This window comes from Paucibacter aquatile, assembly GCF_002885975.1.
GTDB lineage: Bacteria > Pseudomonadota > Gammaproteobacteria > Burkholderiales > Burkholderiaceae_C > Paucibacter_A > Paucibacter_A aquatilis.
In genome coordinates, this window is record NZ_POSP01000001.1 from 703,565 (window position 1) to 720,569 (window position 17,005).

Consider the following 17,005-nt stretch of genomic DNA (forward strand, 5'->3'; position numbering starts at 1 on the left):
ATGTTGGACGCACAACTGAAGACCCAGCTCAAGGCCTACCTCGAGCGCGTCACCCAACCTTTCGAAATCATCGCCAGCCTGGATGAGCGCGAGGCCTCGAGCGAGTTGCTTGGCCTGCTGCAAGACATCGCGGCGATGTCGGACAAGATCACGCTCAAGACCGACGGCCAGGCCGAGCGCCGCCCGTCTTTCAGCCTGAACCGCATTGGCTCGGACCTGAAGCTGAGCTTCGCAGCCATTCCGCTGGGCCACGAGTTCACCTCCCTGGTGCTGGCCCTGTTGTGGGTGGGCGGCCATCCGCCCAAGGTCGAGCCCGAGGTGATCGAGCAGATCCGCGGTCTGGACGGTGACTTCAGCTTCGAGGTCTATATGTCCTTGAGCTGCCACAACTGCCCCGATGTGGTCCAAGCTCTGAGCCTGATGGCGGTGCAGAACCCGCGGGTCAAAACCGTGGTCATCGACGGCGGCCTGTTCCAGGACGAGGTCAATGCCCGCGAGATCATGGCCGTGCCCAGCATCTACCTGAACGGCCAGTTCTTCGGCTCGGGCCGCATGACGGTGGAAGAGATCGTGGCCAAGCTGGACACCGGCGCCGCCGCCCGCGATGCCGCCAAGCTCAGCGAGAAGGCGCCCTACGACATGCTGATCGTCGGCGGTGGCCCGGCCGGCGCGGCTGCGGCCGTGTACGCCGCCCGCAAAGGCATCCGCACCGGTGTGGCGGCCGAGCGTTTTGGCGGCCAGGTGAACGACACCCTGGCGATCGAGAACTATGTGTCCGTGCTCGAAACCGACGGACCCAAGTTCGCCGCCGCGCTGGAAGGCCATGTCAAAGCCTACGACGTGGACATCATGAATCTGCAGCGCGCCGAGAAGCTGATCCCGGCGGCCGAGCCGGGCGGCCTGATCGAGGTGCAGCTGGCCAATGGCGGCACGCTCAAGTCGCGCTCGGTCATCCTGTCCACCGGCGCGCGCTGGCGCAATGTCAATGTGCCCGGCGAGCAGGAGTACAAGAACAAGGGCGTGGCCTACTGCCCGCATTGCGACGGCCCCTTGTTCAAGGGCAAGCGCGTGGCGGTGATCGGCGGCGGCAACTCCGGCGTGGAAGCGGCCATCGACCTGGCCGGCATCGTCGCCCATGTCACCCTGATCGAGTTCGGCGAAGCCTTGCGTGCCGATGCGGTGCTGGTCAACAAGCTCAAGAGCCTGCCCAACGTCACCATCCACACCTCGGCCCAAACGACCGAATTCACTGGCGAAGGCGGCAAGCTCAACGGCCTGAACTACACCGACCGCAACAGCGGTGAAGCCCACCGCATCGAGCTGGAAGGTGTGTTCGTGCAGATCGGCCTGGTGCCCAACACCGAGTGGCTCAAGGGCGTGGTCGAGCTGAGCAAGCACGGCGAGATCATCGTCGATGCCAGAGGCCAGACCTCGCTGCCCGGCGTGTTTGCCGCCGGCGATGTGACCACTGTGCCCTTCAAGCAGATCATCATCGCCACAGGTGACGGCGCCAAGGCGGCCCTCGGCGCCTTTGACTACCTGATGCGGCAGCCGGTCCTGTGAACCCGAGGCGCCTGGCTGGCGCTTGGGGCTGGTGAGACGGGCATCAGCCCGCGTCAGCCCCAAGGTAGCGCCACACGGGGGCCAAGCCCCAGTGCCAGGCGGCCAGGCCCAAGGCAGCGCTGTAAATGCAGGCCAGCAGGCCCGCAGCCCATGCGTAAAGCAAGAGCAAGCCATCCCGCAAGGCCAACCCCAGGCCCAGCAGCGCCATGCACATGGCTGGCAGCACATTGCCCAGCGGCAGGGGCAAGAAAATCAAGGCGCCCATCAAAGCCACGAGTGCGGCCATCCAAGGGCGCGGCCCGGCCTGTGTGAGTGAACCGAGCCCGTGCTGGCCTCGCGCAAAGCGGGCCGCTCGCTCATAGAGCCAAGCCATCATCAGCAATGCGCGGCGTGCCCAGCGAGCTGGCATCTGAAAAGCTGCCACGCGCGCGGGCAGGGCGCCGACTGGGTCGCCGCGCCAGATCGGCACGGCCAGCATCATCAGCGCCAAGCCCATGACGTTGCCTACACCGGGCACGGGCAAGACACAAGGTGCGGCCAGCACCAGCAGCAGCGAGCCCAGGCCGGCAGAGCCTTGCAGCGTCGCGAGCTCAGCCAGGCTCACCGCTTCAGCGTTCAAGCGCCCTGCGGCTTCCCGCAAGCGCAGGTGAGGCGGCTGAAAAGCTCCGGGCGGCGAAGTCTCATATTGGGTCGAAGATGAAGGGTCGGTCGTCATTGACTCCGTAGTTTGGGCTGCCCGTGTGACGGCCATGCCATGCCTTCATGCGTGGACCGTGAACCGACCTGCTTCTGTCTTGACGGCGTCACGCCGGTTTCATCATGCCTGCCTAGACTCGCCGGCCATCGGTCACTTGACCACACCGCCCCAAGCCCTGATGGCCAGATTGATTGCCTTGTTGCTGCTGGCCAGTTTGCTCAGCGCTTGTTCGCCACGGTTGATGCTGGTGCGCAGTGTGGCGGACGAGCTGGCCAGCCAAGGTCCGGCGGAAGAGGAAGATCTGGGCCTGGCGCGTGAATCCGCCGCCTTTTACCTGAAGCTCTCGGAATCTCTGCTGCGCCAGACGCCGGACCATCTCGCTCTGGCCGAATCGGTGGCCGGCGGTTTCACCCAGTACGCCTTTGCTTTCGTGGCCTTCGAGGCCGAGCGCCTGGAGAGCCGCGACGCCCGCACCGCGTTGCAGCTGCGCCAGCGCGCCGCGCGCTTGTACTTGCGCGCCCATCGCCATGCCATGGCGGCCTTGGAAGCCCGGCATGGCGGCGGCTTGCGTCAGGCCTTGCAGATGGCACAGCCGCTGCCGCCCCTGCCGAGCGATCAGGTGGGCCTGGCCTACTGGGCCGCAGCCTCCTGGGCGGCCTACATCTCCTTGTCCAAGCACAACCCCGACATCGTGGCCGATCTGCCGCAGGCCCAGCGCCTGGCTGAACTGGCCTGGGCCACCCAGCCCCTGCATGGCGAGGGCGCATTGGCCGCGCTGCTGGGCACGCTGGAGGCTGCGCGCCCTGGCGGCAGCAGCCGCCGTGCCGAGGCCTTTTTCGCGCAAGCGCTGACGGCCGCGGCCGGCCGCAATGCCGGCGTGTATGTCGGCCAGGCCGAGTCGCTGGCCCAGCCCGCTGGCGACCGCCCGGCCTTTGAGGCCTTGCTGCGCCAGGCCCTGGCCGTTCCAGGCAACAGCCTGGGCAATCAGCTGATGCGCCAGCGCGCGCAGTGGCTGCTCGACAGTGCCGACGATTTGTTCTGAGGCCGCGGCGGCTCGTCACCGCGGCTTGCGCTGCAAACACCTAACTTCGACAACACCATGACCCGAATCCACCGTCGCCATGCCGCCGCCTGCCTCCTGGCCCTGTGCACCGCCGGCGCGAGCTGGGCGCAAGCACCGGTGCAGTTGCGCATCGGCAGCCTGGTGCCCAAGAACTCGCAGTACCACCAGCAGCTGATGGAGATGGGCGAGGGCTGGCGCGCCGCGCAGGGCAGCCAAGCCCGGTTCACGGTCTTCACCGATGGCAGCCAGGGCGGCGAGGCCGAGCTGGCGCGCCGCATGCGCATCGGTCAGCTGCAAGGCGCGCTGATGTCGGTGGTGGGCTTGCGCGAGATCGAGCCCACGGTGGCGGCCTTGCAGAACCTGCCCTTGTTGTTCCGCAGCTGGGAGGAGGTCGACCATGTGCGCGAGAAGATGCGCCCCGCCATGGAGCAGCGGTTTCTGGAGCGGGGCTTTGTGGTGGTGGCCTGGGGCGATGCCGGTTGGGTGCGCTTCTTTTCCAAAGAGCCAGCGTCGCGGCCCGAAGACTTCAAGCGCATGAAGTTCTTTGCCTGGGGCTCGGAGCCCGAGCAGCAGGCCATCATGAAGAACCTCGGCTACACGCCGGTGCCGCTGGAGACCGCCGACATCCTGCCGGCCATGCAGACCGGCATGATCCATGTGGTGCCCGCAACCCCGTACTTCGCGCTGGCCAGCCAGATCTACAACACGGCATCGAACATGCTGGACATCAACTGGGCGCCCATCGTCGGCGCCCTGGTGGTCACCAAAAAGGCCTGGGACGCCATGAGCCCGGCGGCCCAGCAGGCGCTCAAGGTCGGCGGCGAAAAGGCCGGCCTGGCCATGCGCCAGCAAGCGCGCCGCGAGGTGGATGAAGCGGTCGAGGCCATGAAGAAGCGCGGCCTCAAGGTCAACAAGCCCACACCCGAGCAGATGCGCGAGTGGAGCGAGCTGGCCGAGCGCCTCTATCCGCGCATTCGCGGCAGCATGGTGCCGGCCGAAACCTTTGATGAGGTCTTTCAGCACCTCAAGGCCTACCGCGCCAGCAGGGGTCTGTGAGCATGCGCTTGGAAGTGGCGCCGAACCTGTCCCGCACGCCGCCGACGGTCAACCCTCTCACTCAAAGCCTGAGTCGCTTTGACGAAGGCATGGCTTCTCTGGCTCTGGCGCTGATGGTGCTGCTGCCGCTGGTCGAGCTGGCGCTGCGCCCCATGATGGGCCGGGGCATCGAGAACGCGCCCGTGCTGGTGCAGCATCTGGGCCTGCTTCTGGCCATGTTCGGTGCGATCGCGGCCGAGCGCCACGGCCACCTGAGCACCCTGGGCAGCAGCCTGGCCCAGCGGGGCGGCGAGCGCCAGCAGCGGTGGGTTCAGGCCTTCGCCAAAGGCGGCTCTGCCCTGTTGTGCGGCATGCTGAGTTGGGCCAGCTGGCGCTTTGTGGCCAGCGAGATCGAAACCGCGCATCCGCTGGCCTATGGGCTGCCGGTCTGGTGGGTGCAGGCCTGCATGCCTCTGGGCTTTGCCTGGCTGGGTGTCAAGCTGGGCATGCGCTGCGCAACCAGTCCTTTGCCTCAGATTGCCTGCGGCTTGCTGCTGACGCTGGGCGGCTGCTTGCTGGCCGCCGTGGTCGATGGTCAGGGCGGCCGGCTGTGGCCGCCCTTGGCGCTGCTCCTGCTTGCTCTCGTGGCCGGTGCGCCGGTGTTCGCGGTGCTGGGCGGCCTGGCGCTGGCCTTGTTCTGGAGTGATGGCCTGCCGCTGGCGTCCATCGCTTTGTCGCACTACCAGATCACGGTCAACCCCTCGCTGCCGGCGCTGCCCTTGTTCACCTTGGCCGGTTTGGTGATGGCGCGCACCGGCGCAGCGCAGCGCCTGGGCGCGCTCTTTGTGGCCTTGTTCGGCGGCGGCGCGCGCGGCACGGTGCTGGCGGCGGCGGTGCTGTGCTCGGCCTTCACGGCCTTCACCGGTGGCAGCGGCGTGACCATTCTGGCGCTGGGTGGCTTGCTGCTGCCCTTGCTGCGCAATGCCGGCTACCCGGAGCAACGCGGCATCGGCCTGGTCACCAGTGCCAGCGCCCTGGGTGTGCTCCTGGCCCCCTCGGTACCCTTGATCATGTATGCAGTGATCGCCCGGGTGCCCATCATGGACATGTTCCTGGCCGGCTTGCTGCCGGCGCTGGTGATGGTGGTGTGCCTGCTGCTGTTCGGCGGCTTTCTGCGGGGCAATGCCAGGGCGGATCCGGTGCTCAGCTCGCGCCCGAATGCGCGTCAGGCGCTGGCGGCGGCCTGGACGGCCAAATGGGAGCTGCTGGCGCCGGTGGTGGCGATCGGCTCCCTGGCCGGCGGCCTGGCCACCCCCACCGAGAGCGCCGCATTGACGGCCGCCTATGCGCTGCTGACCCAGGCTGTGGCGCACCGTGAGCTCAGCTGGCGCCTGCTCGGGCGCTGCCTTTCGGAATGCGCGCAGCTGATCGGCGGCGTGATGCTGATTCTTGGCATGGCGCTGGCGCTGACCAATTTCCTCGTCGATGCGGGCATTCCCGATCTGGCCGTGGAGTGGGTGCAGGGGGCGATTCCCAACAAATACCTCTTTTTGCTGGCGCTGTGCGCCTTCCTGTTTGTGGCTGCCGCCTTGATGGAGATTTTTGCGGCCATCGCCGTGCTGGTGCCCTTGCTGCTGCCGCTGGCGCAGAGCTACGGCATCGACCCCGTGCACTTCGGCATCATCTTTCTGGCGGCGATGGAGGTCGGCTTCCTTTGCCCGCCGGCGGGCATGAACATCTACTTCGCCGCCGCCATGTTCGGCAAGTCCATTCGCTATGTGGGCCGGGCGGTCTTGCCGGCCATGCTGGCCATCTTTGTGGGCACGCTGCTGATCGCGCTGCTGCCGGCGCTGAGTACCGGGCTGGCTGCGCTCATGGCCCGAGCCCCTGCCGTCTGAATCACACGCCCGAGGGCCGCACGGCCATGATTCAAGCCGCTGCGGCCGCAGCCTGCCTGCTGCGGAGCAGGCCTTCGATGCTGTAAATCGCCAGGGCTGCCCAGATCAAGCCAAAACCCACCAGTCTCGTGGCTGCAAAAGGCTCGTGGTACAGCCACACGCCCAGCATGAACTGGATGCTGGGCGAGATGTACTGCAGCAGGCCCAGCGTGGCCATGGGAATGCGCCGCGCACCGGCGGCGAACAGCAGCAGCGGCGCGGCGGTCAGCGGGCCGGCGAAGAGCAGCCAGAGCAGGGTGGAGGGCGCCTCGGCGCCATGGGACAGCGCGCTCTGGCCCTGCCAGGTCCACCAGGCCATGGCCGCGGCCGCCAGGGGCGCCAGCAGCAAGGTCTCCAGGGTCAGGCCTTCCAGCGCGCCCAGGCTGGCGATCTTGCGCAGCAGGCCGTAGACGCCGAAGCTGGCCGCCAGCACCAGGGCCACCCAGGGCAGGCGGCCGGTCTGCAGCGTCAGCCACAGCACGCCCGCCGCCGCCAGGGCCACGGCCAGCCACTGCAGCGGCCGCGGGCGCTCATGCAGCACCGCAAAGCCCAGGGCCACATTGACCAGGGGGTTGATGAAGTAGCCCAGGCTGGCATCGAGCACATGGTCGTTCTGCACCGCCCAGACGTAGGTCAGCCAGTTCACCGACAGCAGCAGGGCCGAGAGCAGAAAGGCCGCCAGCACCTTGGGCTGGCGCAGCACCTGGCCCAGCCAGGCCCAGCGCTTGAGCACCGTCAGCACCCCCAGCAGGAACACCAGGCACCAGAGCGTGCGGTGGGCCACCACCTCCAGCGAGGGCACCTGGGCGATCTGCTTGAAATAGAGCGGGAACAGGCCCCAGAGGGTGTAGGACAGGGCGGCGAAAAGCACCCCGCGGCTGGCCGAGGTGGCGGCTGAAGAGGAGGGGGCGGGGCTGCGGTTCATGCCTGCATTGTCGGCCCAGGCCGGTGCGCGGGCAGCGGTCAGGTGTGCCAAGGATGTCAAAAGTCATGTCGGGCAAATACGTGCTTCGCAAGGGCCAGCGCGCATGGCCCAATCGCGAATCCTGTGGCGTGTAAGGCTTGAGGGTCAGGTCTTGCCAATGGCCCGGGACGCCGGCTCAGCTCCTGGCGCCGACTTCGTGACTCTGCACACCTCAAGGTCTCTTCATGCCCATGCGCTCTTCTTCGCCGGTGGCGTCCGCCGCACTGTTTGCTTGCTTGCTCTTGGGTTCTGGCGCGGTGCTGGCTCAAGCAGCCGGCTCTTCGGGCAGCGCCGCCCCGGCGCCCTATGACTTCAAGGCCAACTACACCAAGTACGAGTACCGCATCCCGGTGCGCGACGGTGTGCGCCTGGCCACCACGGTCTACGTGCCCAAGGACAGCAGCAAGAAGTACCCCATCCTGATGACGCGCACGCCCTACAGCTGCGCGCCCTACGGCTCCGACCGCTACAGCGGCCGCCTGGCGCCTAGCGAGGATTTCCTCAAGGCCGGCTACATCCTCGTCTGCCAGGACGTGCGCGGCCGCAATATGTCGGAGGGGCGCTTTGTCGAGATGACGCCCCATGTGCCGAACAAGAAGAGCAAGAACGATGTTGACGAAAGCAGCGATATGCACGACAGCGTGCAGTGGCTGCTGGACCATGTGGCCGGCCACAACGGCCGGGTCGGTATCTGGGGCAATTCCTACCCCGGCTTCTACAGCGCCGCGTCCATCATCGATTCGCATCCGGCCATCAAGGCAGCATCGCCTCAAGCGCCGATTGCCGATTACTACAAGGGTGACGACGGCTACCACGGCGGTGCCTTCATGCTGGCCCATAACTACGGCTTCTTCACCAGCTTCAAGCCCCAGCCCAACCCCACCTCCGAGCCTTCGCGCTGGGGTGATTTCCGCTACAGCAGCGGCGATGCCTACAACTACTTCCTCAAGCTCGGCAATCTCAGCAATATCGCCAAGACCCTGGGCACGCCGGGCAACCCCTACTTCAACGACCTGATCGAGCACGACAGCTACGACGAGCACTGGAAGCCGAAGTCCATCACCCCGCACCTCAAGGGCATCCGCGCCGCCGTGCTGACCGTGGGCGGCTGGTTCGATGCCGAGGATCTGCCTGGCCCTCTGGCCATCTACCGCAGCATCGAAACCCGCAACCCCGGCATCAGCAACCAGATCGTCATGGGCCCCTGGCGCCACGGCGGCTGGTTCCGCACCGCGGGCAAGTCCATGGGCTCGGTCAGCTTTGGCGGCAACAACAGCGAGTACTTCATGAAGCAGGTGATGCTGCCCTTCTTCGAGCAGCATTTGCGCGGTCAGGGAGAGGCCAAGATCGCCGAAGCCACCATGTTTGAGACCGGCAGCAATGTCTGGCGCCACTACCCGGCCTGGCCGCCGGCCGAAGCCAAACCGCGCCAGCTCTACTTCCAGGCCGGCGGCAAGCTGGACTGGAAGCGGCCCGAGGCCAGCGCAGGCACCGAGGCTGTCGACCGTTATGTCAGCGATCCCAACAAGCCCGTGCCCTTCACCAGCTACGCCGCCCAGGGCATGCCGGCCGAGTACATGGTGGGCGATCAGCGCTTTGCCGCCACCCGGCCCGATGTGCTGGTCTACCAGACCGAGGTGCTGGAACGCGACCTGACCGTGGCTGGCCCGATCAAGGCCCGGCTGTATGTGTCCACCACCGGCAGCGACAGCGACTTCATCGTCAAGCTGATCGATGTCTACCCGCACGACATGGAAGACGAAAGCCCTTCAGGCCCGCCGCCCAGCGACGTGCCGCCGCCGCGCCAGACCCTCAACAGCTACCAGCAGCTGGTGCGCGGCGAGCCGCTGCGCGCCCGCTTCCGCAAAGGCCTGGACAAGCCCGAGGCCGTGGTGCCCGGCGAAGTGATGGCCCTGGACATCGAGCTGCCCGACGTCAACCACAACTTCCGCCGCGGCCACCGCCTGATGATCCAGGTGCAAAGCAGCTGGTTCCCCCTGCTGGACCGCAACCCCCAGCGCTTTGTGCGCATCAAGGATGCGGCACCCGAGGACTTCCAGCCGGCCACGCAGACCCTGTTCCGCGCGGGTGAACGGGCGTCGCAGCTGGAGATGCGGGTGATTGAGGGGCCGTGAGGCTGGATCGGTACTGCGGGCCCTGTTGATTCTTTGAATCCACGGAATCAGAGATCGCTAGGCGCCTCCAACAGACGCATCAGGCCAAAGAACAAAGTTACTGCCGTGGATATTGTGAGTACGTCAAATGCCTTGAGAGCATGTGCGGTGGATGGAAGCGCTGGTCAAATATGCGGCAGATTTTGTTAACGATCCGCATGTAACCAAGTTAGGGCCCAGAACAATGGAAGACCCAGTAGAGCTGCGCAAAGGTTTCGAGCGGGCTGGTCGCGCAGCAATCCGCGTCCAGCAAGAAGCCAATCGAGCTACTGGCGCACCTATGCAGGACCGGGAGATAGAAGCGCGTAAGTGGCTAGCCGAGCTCGATGAGGCTGATGCCAAAGAAGCAGCATCCAAACGAGACGCCCGGGAAGAGGAAACCTTGGCAATCGCCCGTGAGGCCAACAAATATGCGCGCAAAGCGAATATCTGGGCGGCAATCGCGGCACTCATTGCTGCTGTTGCCATGTATTTCGCCAAGTCGTGACGAGTCGTGTCGCGTTGCCTTAGCTTGCCCTTGCAGCGGACTGAATGCGGCGGCCGCTGGCGCACGACTTTGAGCTGCCCCATTCCGGCCTCCCGGCCGAGCACGCGCAGATCAGCGGTTCAACGGTAGCCGCCCGCTATGCGTCTGCCCTCTGGTGTTCACCGCCTTTACTTATCGCGCCAAGGTCCAAAGGCTCTGCAGCCCTAGCTTCAGCCCCACCCGAGCTTCTCCCTCCAGCCCGCCTGCCCCCAAGCCTCCCCCTCACTCGTCCGCCACTCCCCGCGCCCCAGCATCGCCTCCCACTCCGGCCCCGGCGCCGCGCGCAGCTGCAGCGCCTCTCCAGTCCATGGGTGCCGGATGTTCAGCTCCAGCGCGTGCAGCCACAGCCGCTGCTCGCCCAGAAAAGCCGCCACGGCGCGGTTGTGGGCACCCTTGCCGTGCGTGGCGTCGCCGATGATGGGGTGGGCGATGTGCTTGAGGTGGCGGCGGATCTGGTGGCGGCGGCCGGTGAGGGGGCGGGCTTCGAGCAGGCTGTAGCGGCTGGTGGCAAAGCGCGCGTCCACGGACAGCGGCCATTCGACCCGGGCCAGGCTGCGCCAGTCGGTGCGTGATTCCAGGAGGGGCTGGCCGGCCGAGGGCAGCTCGGGGTCACGGGCGAGCGGGTGCTCGATGCTGCCTTCCGCTGCCGCCGGCCAGCCGCGCACCAGGGCCAGGTAGCGCTTGCGGGCCTGGCCTTGCTCAAAAGCCTGGCCCAGCTGCGAAGCGGTGTCGGCGTCGAGCGCAAACAGCAGCAAGCCAGAGGTGCCTCGGTCCAGGCGGTGGGCCGGCCAGACGGGGCGGCCCAGCTGATCGCGCAGCAGCTGCAGGGCGAAGACCTGTTCCTGCGCGGCAATGCTGCTGCGGTGGACCAGCAGGCCGGCGGGCTTGGCGATGGCGACGAGGTGTTCGTCGATGTGGATGATCTGCAACATGGTTGGGGGTGAGTATTACCTGCGGCGCGGGGCGCGGGCAGAAACCGGCACGGCTAACGCAGGGTGTCCGAGCCCATGGATGGGGCTGTTTTCTCCGGTAGCCATGAGGAAAACCTCGCGGCTGTGCGCTGTGCAAGCGCGCCCCACCTTTCGGGGGGGATGGTGGGGCGGCGCCACGGTCGAAACAATCCTGTCATCGCCAGAACCCATCATTTGATTGCTGAAGAGAGCGCCGCAGCTTGGCGCAGTCAAGGAGTCCCCACCATGCCGCAAGTCTTTCACGTCGGATATCGCTCACCCTGGGTCAGTGCCGTGGCCTGGGTCTTGATGTTGCTGGGCCTGGCCGGTTTGGGGCTGATGGGCTTTTGGCTGGGCAGTGGGGTGGGCGCCGGCCTGCCCAGCTTGCGCAGCGTCTGGGGCCTGGGCTTGATGCTGGCGCTGCTGCTGGCCTCGGGCTTGTGCATCACCGGGGGTCAAGGCTTGCTGCGCCGCTACGAATGGGCGCGCCGCCTCTGCCGCGGCCTGCTGGTCGCCTTGCTGCTGGCTTCGCCCATGCTGCTCTGGGTCAGCGGTTCGCACCTGCTGCTGGCCGCCCTGTGCCTGGTCTGGAGTGCCGCCATCCTGTGGACGGTGCACACGCTGAACACTCGCAGCGTGCGCCAGGAATTTGCTTGATCGGCCGCTTCAGCCGAGCTCGCCGTCCAGATAAAACCAAGCCCCGTTCTCACGCACAAAGCGGCTGCGTTCCTGCAGGCGCTGGGCCCGCCCGCCGAGCTTGCAGCGGGCCACAAACTCCACCCAGGCATGGTCAGCGTCGAGCTGGCCATGCTTTTTCACCTCCAGGCCCAGCCATTTCAGGCCCGGCTCATTGGGGCTCAGCTCGGCCGGCCGTGTGCTGGCATGCCAAGTCGCTTGCAGATAGGCCAGCTCATCGAGCACATAGGCGCTGTAGCGCGAGCGCATGAGGGTCTCGGCGCTGTCGGCTGACAGCTCGCCGCTGGCGGCAAACTGGGCGTGCAGCCGGCCACAGCAGTGGCGGTAGGAGGCGGCGCGGCCGCAGGGGCAGGGCAGGTCTTCGGTGGCTTTCATCGGCCGCATGATGCCGCAAACCTAAAATGCGGCGATGAACCTGCCTCATGACCCGCGCCCCGAAGCCCCGCCCGAAGAACTGAACGAGGACCTGTTCGCCGCCGCCGAAGGCCCGGACACCCATCAGCTGGCCGCCGAGGCGGCGGAAAACGCCGGTCAGGCCTTGGCCTCCAGCGGCCTGCTCAAGAACCTCAACCCCGAGCAGTACGCCGCCGTGACCCTGGGCCAGGAGCCGGCCCTGATCCTGGCCGGCGCCGGCTCGGGCAAGACCCGGGTGCTGACCACCCGCATCGCCTGGCTGATGCAGACCGGCCAGCTGACCCCGGGCAGCGTGATGGCCGTGACCTTCACCAACAAGGCCTCCAAGGAAATGCAGACGCGCCTGGGCGCCATGCTGCCGGTCAATGTGCGCGGCATGTGGATCGGCACCTTCCACGGCCTGTGCAACCGCTTCCTGCGCGCGCACTGGAAGCTGGCCGGCCTGCCGCAAGGCTTCCAGATCCTCGATGCATCGGACTCTGTCTCGGCCATCAAGCGCGTCATCAAGGCCATGAAGCTCGATGAAGAGCGCTTCGTGCCCAAGCAGGTCAGCTGGTTCATCGCCGGCGCCAAGGAAGACGCGCAGCGCCCCGGCGACATCGAGCCGCGCGACGAGCAGACCAAGACCCTGATCGAGATATACAAGGCCTACGAAGACCAGTGCCAGCGCGAAGGCGTGATCGACTTCGCCGAGCTGATGCTGCGCTCCTACGAGCTGATGCGCGACAACCCGGCCGTGCGCGACCATTACCAGCGCCGCTTCAGCCACATCCTGGTCGATGAGTTCCAGGACACCAACAAGCTGCAATACGCCTGGCTCAAGATGTTCGCGCCCCCGGGCCGCGGCCAGGGCGTGATGGCCGTGGGCGACGACGACCAGAGCATCTACGCCTTCCGCGGCGCGCGGGTCGGCAATATGGCCGATTTCGAGCGCGAGTACCGCGTCAAGAAGGTCATCAAGCTGGAGCAGAACTACCGCAGCTACTCCAACATCCTCGATTCCGCCAACGAGCTGATCAGCCGCAACAGCCGCCGCCTGGGCAAGACCCTGCGCACCGATGCCGGCCCGGGTGAGCCGGTGCGGGTGTATGAAGCCGCCAGCGATTTCGCCGAGGCCCAGTGGCTGATCGAAGAAGCCCAGGCCCTGCACCGTGCCGGCATCGACCGCAAGGAAATCGCCGTGCTCTACCGCAGCAATGCGCAGTCACGGGTGATCGAGTCGGCGCTCTTCAATGCCGGCATTCCGTACCGTGTGTACGGCGGCCTGCGCTTCTTCGAGCGGGCGGAAGTGAAGCATGCGCTCTCCTACCTGCGCCTGCTTGAGAACCCCAACGACGACACCAGCTTCCTGCGCGTGGTCAATTTCCCGACCCGCGGCATCGGCGCGCGCGCCATCGAGCTGCTGCAGGACGCCGCCCGCATGTCCGGCCGCAGCCTGTACCAGAGCGTGGGTGCGGTGGCCGGCAAGGCGGGCAGCAATCTGCAGGCCTTCACCGGCCTGATCGATTCGACCCGCAACCTGACCCAGGGCCACACCCTGCGCGAGATCATCGAGCAGATCCTGGAGATCTCCGGCCTCAATGAGTTCTACCGCAACGACAAGGACGGCGCCGAGCGCCTGGAGAACTTGGGCGAACTGATCAACGCCGCCGAAGCCTTTGTCACGCAAGAGGGCTTCGGCAAGGACGCCGTGGCTCTGCCGGTCGATGAACTCTCGCCCGGCGCCATCTCGGAGGGATTCCCGGCAGCGGTTGCGCCCGCCAACTTCACGCCCGATGCCGAGACCGGCGAGATCATGTCGCCCCTGGCTGCCTTCCTGACCCATGCCTCGCTGGAGGCCGGCGACAACCAGGCGCAAGCCGGCCAGGACGCTGTGCAGCTGATGACGGTGCACTCCAGCAAGGGCCTGGAGTTCGACGCCGTCTTCATCACCGGCCTGGAAGAAGGCCTGTTCCCGCACGAGAACTCCATGTCCGACAGCGACGGCCTGGAGGAAGAGCGCCGCCTGATGTATGTGGCCATCACCCGCGCCCGCCAGCGCCTCTACCTGGCCTTCAGCCAGACCCGCATGCTGCACGGCCAGACCCGCTACAACGTCAAGAGCCGCTTCTTCGATGAGCTGCCGGAGCACGCGCTCAAGTGGCTGACCCCGCGCAACCAGGGCTTCGGCTCCGGCTTCGCCAAGGAGTATCAGAGCGCCTGGGAACGCGGTTCGGGCCTCAAGTCGGTGGTCGGCGCCGGCCGGGTCGAGAAGCCCGCCTACGACACCACGCCGGTGCCCAAGAGCATGAAGCAGGCCGCCGCCCAGAAGGTGGCCGACGAGCATGGCGGCCTCAAGGTTGGCAAGGGCGTGTTTCACACCAAGTTCGGCGAGGGCGTCTTGCTAACGCTGGAAGGCAGTGGCGCCGATGCCCGCGCGCAGGTCAACTTCGGCCGCCACGGCATGAAGTGGCTGGCGCTGTCGGTGGCCAAGCTGACGCCGATTGATTGATTGGTTGGTTGGTTAAGGGGCTGCGCCCCTGGTTTGTGCGTAGTCCGTACGAGTCACTGGACTGTCATCTGCGGGTCACGTGGGTTTCACGGCCGCTACATAAGCTCTGGCGGATCCCTCAACCTGAGCTGATGCCAGCTGAAGCAAGCCATGACCAAATCCAACGATGTCTCCGTTCGTGACTTCAACGAAGAAGACTCCAACACCTCTGCCAACCCGAGCTTCGACAGCGTGCTCGCCGCACGCCTGAGCCGCCGCAACATCCTGCGCGGCTCCATCGGCAGCGTGGCCACGGCCGTGCTGGGTGGCGCGTCCCTGAGCGCCTGCGGTGGCGGCGACGATCCGGCGCCCGCACCGGCGCCGGCTCCTGCCCCCGCGCCGGCTCCTGCCGAAAAGCTGCTGGCCTTCACGGCCGTGGCCAAGAGCCTGGAAGACAAGGTCACCGTGCCGGCTGGTTACACCGCCACCGTCATTTACGCCCTGGGCGATCCGCTGCGGGCCGCCACCGCTGACTACAAGAACGACGGCACCGATGGTGACTTCGAGAACCGCGCCGGCGACCACCATGACGGCATGGAATGGTTCGGCTTGGGTGCTGACGGCAAGGCTTCGCTGACATCGAACGACCGTGGCCTGCTGGCCATGAACCACGAAGCGACGACCGATGAAAAGCTGTCGTCCTTCTTCTTGCACGCTGATGGCGGCAAGAGCACGCTGCCGCGTCCGGCTGCGGAAGTTGACAAGGAAGTCAACATCCACGGCATCTCGGTCGTGGAAGTGAAGAAGGCTGCTGACGGCAAGTGGTCCTACACCAAAGACTCGGCCTTCAACTTCCGCCTGACGCCCTGGAGCGATGTTGAGCTGGGCGGCCCGCTGCGCGGCCATGCTCTGGCCAAGACCAAGTATTCGCCCACCGCCGTCAAGACCCGCGGCACCATCAACAACTGCGGCACGGGCAAGTCGCCCTGGGGCAGCTTCCTGACCGGCGAAGAAAACTGGGCCGGCTACTTCTCTCGCGGCGCCGCTGACGATGCAGCCCGTGGCGACAAGTCGGTTGTGGCCCTGAAGCGTTATGGCAGCTCGCAAGGCGGTGCTTCGCGCCACGGCTGGGAAACCGCCGGCACCGATGACAAGTACCAGCGCTTCAACATCAGCAAGACCGGCGTGTCAGCCGATGGCTCGGACGACTATCGCAACGAGCTGAATACCTACGGCTACATCGTCGAAATCGACGCCTACGACAAGACCAAGGCTGCCAAGAAGCGCAGCGCACTGGGTCGTTTCGCCCACGAAAGCGCTGTGTTCGGCAAGGCCGAGGCCGGCAAGCCCCTGGCGGTGTACATGGGTGACGACTCGCGCGGCGAGTACATCTACAAGTTTGTCAGCGAAGCCGTCTGGGACGCTGCCGACGCCACTCCGGCCAACCGCATCGCCGCTGGCGACAAGTACCTGGACAAGGGCAAGCTGTTCGTTGCCAAGTTCAATGCCGACGGCAAGGGCGAGTGGATCGAGCTGGCCATGAGCAATGCCGCCATTGCTGCCTACGCCAACTACAAGTTCGCCGACCAAGCCGACATCTGCGTCAACACCCGTCTGGCTGCCGATGCCGTGGGTGCCACCAAGATGGACCGCCCGGAGTGGTGCTCGGTCAACCCGAAGAACGGCGAGATCTACTACGCGCTGACCAACAACAACGCTCGCCGCGTTGAGCCAGCCAGCGCCAAAGAGTTCGCCGTGGACAGCGCAAACCCCCGCGTCTACAACGACGTCAAGGGCACTTCCAGCATCCAGAATGGAAACTCCAACGGCCACATCCTGCGCCTGAAGGAAGACGCCGCTGGTGCAGCCGCCACGGGCTTCACCTGGGACGTGTACCTCTTCGGTGCCGAGTCCAGCGCTTCGCCTTCGACCATCAATCTGTCCAATCTGACCGGCGACCAGGACTTCTCCAGCCCGGACGGCCTGGCCTTCAGCCCCTCGACCGGCATTTGCTGGATCCAGACCGATGACGGCGCCTACACCGACGTCACCAACTGCATGATGCTGGCGGCCCTGCCGGGCGCCGTCGGCGACGGTGCCAAGAAGACCTTGAGCTACACCAAGGCTGACGGCAGCAAGCTCAATGTCGACACCTACGTCGGCAAGGCTGCGTCCGCCGACACGCTCAAGCGCTTCCTGGTTGGTGCCAAGGACTGCGAGATCACCGGCCTGGCCGAGACGCCGGACGGCAAGGCTCTGTTCGTCAACATCCAGCATCCGGGTGAAGGCACGTCCATGGCCAATATCGCTGACCCGACCAAGTACACCAGCCAATGGCCCAGCAACGCCGGCTACGGCGCCGGCAAGCGTCCCCGCTCGGCCACGGTGGTCATCACCAAGAACGACGGCGGCCGCATCGGTTCCTGATGAGATTCTCCGCTTGCGGCACCCTCGGGTGTCGCAAGTGGATGCCTGAGTGAACAAAGACAAAGCCCCGGCATGCCGGGGCTTTGTCT

Annotated in this window: 13 protein-coding genes; 9 read left to right on the forward strand and 4 right to left on the reverse strand. The window is 66.2% G+C overall.

Annotated features, from left to right (window positions below; all coding sequences use genetic code 11):
- A complete protein-coding gene (gene ahpF / locus C1O66_RS03055; RefSeq protein ID WP_102766506.1) occupies window positions 1–1,563 on the forward strand; it encodes an alkyl hydroperoxide reductase subunit F in 1,563 nt (520 codons plus the stop codon).
- A 43-nt stretch (window positions 1,564–1,606) separates the two neighbouring features.
- Here ahpF and C1O66_RS03060 read toward each other — a convergent pair whose 3' ends face one another.
- Window positions 1,607–2,314, reverse strand: a complete 708-nt coding sequence (locus tag C1O66_RS03060) for an exopolysaccharide biosynthesis protein (protein ID WP_102766507.1) — start codon at window positions 2,312–2,314, stop codon at window positions 1,607–1,609.
- Window positions 2,315–2,438: 124 nt separating this feature from the next.
- Here C1O66_RS03060 and C1O66_RS03065 point away from each other — a divergent pair, with 124 nt between their 5' ends.
- From C1O66_RS03065 to C1O66_RS03075, 3 genes are read left to right on the forward strand one after another with little or no spacing between them, the layout of a single operon-like run.
- Window positions 2,439–3,302 (forward strand): TRAP transporter TatT component family protein, encoded by an 864-nt coding sequence (locus C1O66_RS03065; protein WP_102766626.1) that lies wholly within the window; start codon window positions 2,439–2,441, stop codon window positions 3,300–3,302.
- A gap of 57 nt (window positions 3,303–3,359) precedes the next feature.
- The gene (locus tag C1O66_RS03070; RefSeq protein WP_102766508.1) at window positions 3,360–4,379 is read left to right on the forward strand and encodes a TRAP transporter substrate-binding protein; all 1,020 of its coding nucleotides are present in this window, start codon (window positions 3,360–3,362) and stop codon (window positions 4,377–4,379) included.
- Between the two features lie 2 nt (window positions 4,380–4,381).
- On the forward strand, window positions 4,382–6,256 hold the full coding sequence (locus C1O66_RS03075; protein ID WP_102766627.1) for a TRAP transporter large permease: 1,875 nt from the start codon (window positions 4,382–4,384) through the stop codon (window positions 6,254–6,256).
- Window positions 6,257–6,287: 31 nt separating this feature from the next.
- On the opposite strand, the gene rarD is transcribed toward C1O66_RS03075, so the two are convergent.
- Entirely contained in the window at window positions 6,288–7,220 is a 933-nt protein-coding gene (gene rarD / locus C1O66_RS03080; RefSeq protein WP_102766628.1) for an EamA family transporter RarD, read from the reverse strand.
- 230 nt (window positions 7,221–7,450) lie between these two features.
- Between rarD and C1O66_RS03085 the strand changes: the two genes are divergently transcribed.
- A complete protein-coding gene (locus C1O66_RS03085; RefSeq protein ID WP_102766509.1) occupies window positions 7,451–9,394 on the forward strand; it encodes a CocE/NonD family hydrolase in 1,944 nt (647 codons plus the stop codon).
- Between the two features lie 151 nt (window positions 9,395–9,545).
- Window positions 9,546–9,920 carry a hypothetical protein gene (locus C1O66_RS23520; protein ID WP_133155078.1) on the forward strand — a complete coding sequence of 125 codons (375 nt, stop codon included), beginning with the start codon at window positions 9,546–9,548 and terminating at the stop codon, window positions 9,918–9,920.
- Window positions 9,921–10,129: 209 nt separating this feature from the next.
- Here C1O66_RS23520 and C1O66_RS03095 read toward each other — a convergent pair whose 3' ends face one another.
- Entirely contained in the window at window positions 10,130–10,891 is a 762-nt protein-coding gene (locus C1O66_RS03095) for a pseudouridine synthase (protein ID WP_102766511.1), read from the reverse strand.
- A 264-nt stretch (window positions 10,892–11,155) separates the two neighbouring features.
- On the opposite strand from C1O66_RS03095, the gene C1O66_RS03100 reads away from it, so the two are divergent.
- The gene (locus tag C1O66_RS03100) at window positions 11,156–11,566 is read left to right on the forward strand and encodes a hypothetical protein (protein WP_133155079.1); all 411 of its coding nucleotides are present in this window, start codon (window positions 11,156–11,158) and stop codon (window positions 11,564–11,566) included.
- Between the two features lie 9 nt (window positions 11,567–11,575).
- On the opposite strand, the gene C1O66_RS03105 is transcribed toward C1O66_RS03100, so the two are convergent.
- Window positions 11,576–11,980: a YchJ family protein gene (locus C1O66_RS03105; RefSeq protein WP_102766513.1), complete on the reverse strand. Its 405-nt coding sequence runs from the start codon at window positions 11,978–11,980 to the stop codon at window positions 11,576–11,578.
- Between the two features lie 34 nt (window positions 11,981–12,014).
- On the opposite strand from C1O66_RS03105, the gene C1O66_RS03110 reads away from it, so the two are divergent.
- On the forward strand, window positions 12,015–14,510 hold the full coding sequence (locus C1O66_RS03110; protein WP_102766514.1) for a UvrD-helicase domain-containing protein: 2,496 nt from the start codon (window positions 12,015–12,017) through the stop codon (window positions 14,508–14,510).
- Between the two features lie 150 nt (window positions 14,511–14,660).
- A complete protein-coding gene (locus C1O66_RS03115; RefSeq protein ID WP_102766515.1) occupies window positions 14,661–16,916 on the forward strand; it encodes a PhoX family protein in 2,256 nt (751 codons plus the stop codon).
- Window positions 16,917–17,005 lie beyond the last annotated feature (89 nt).

What these genes read in the sequence shown, in the direction of transcription:
- C1O66_RS03100 (WP_133155079.1), top strand. Translation starts at nt 11,156, where the DNA reads ATGCCGCAAGTCTTTCACGTCGGATATCGCTCACCCTGGGTCAGTGCC.
- C1O66_RS03105 (WP_102766513.1), bottom strand. Translation starts at nt 11,980, where the DNA reads ATGAAAGCCACCGAAGACCTGCCCTGCCCCTGCGGCCGCGCCGCCTCC.
- rarD (WP_102766628.1), bottom strand. Translation starts at nt 7,220, where the DNA reads ATGAACCGCAGCCCCGCCCCCTCCTCTTCAGCCGCCACCTCGGCCAGC.
- C1O66_RS03070 (WP_102766508.1), top strand. Translation starts at nt 3,360, where the DNA reads ATGACCCGAATCCACCGTCGCCATGCCGCCGCCTGCCTCCTGGCCCTG.
- C1O66_RS03110 (WP_102766514.1), top strand. Translation starts at nt 12,015, where the DNA reads ATGAACCTGCCTCATGACCCGCGCCCCGAAGCCCCGCCCGAAGAACTG.
- C1O66_RS03085 (WP_102766509.1), top strand. Translation starts at nt 7,451, where the DNA reads ATGCGCTCTTCTTCGCCGGTGGCGTCCGCCGCACTGTTTGCTTGCTTG.
- C1O66_RS03115 (WP_102766515.1), top strand. Translation starts at nt 14,661, where the DNA reads ATGACCAAATCCAACGATGTCTCCGTTCGTGACTTCAACGAAGAAGAC.
- C1O66_RS03075 (WP_102766627.1), top strand. Translation starts at nt 4,382, where the DNA reads ATGCGCTTGGAAGTGGCGCCGAACCTGTCCCGCACGCCGCCGACGGTC.
- C1O66_RS23520 (WP_133155078.1), top strand. Translation starts at nt 9,546, where the DNA reads ATGGAAGCGCTGGTCAAATATGCGGCAGATTTTGTTAACGATCCGCAT.
- ahpF (WP_102766506.1), top strand. Translation starts at nt 1, where the DNA reads ATGTTGGACGCACAACTGAAGACCCAGCTCAAGGCCTACCTCGAGCGC.
- C1O66_RS03095 (WP_102766511.1), bottom strand. Translation starts at nt 10,891, where the DNA reads ATGTTGCAGATCATCCACATCGACGAACACCTCGTCGCCATCGCCAAG.
- C1O66_RS03065 (WP_102766626.1), top strand. Translation starts at nt 2,439, where the DNA reads ATGGCCAGATTGATTGCCTTGTTGCTGCTGGCCAGTTTGCTCAGCGCT.
- C1O66_RS03060 (WP_102766507.1), bottom strand. Translation starts at nt 2,314, where the DNA reads ATGGCCGTCACACGGGCAGCCCAAACTACGGAGTCAATGACGACCGAC.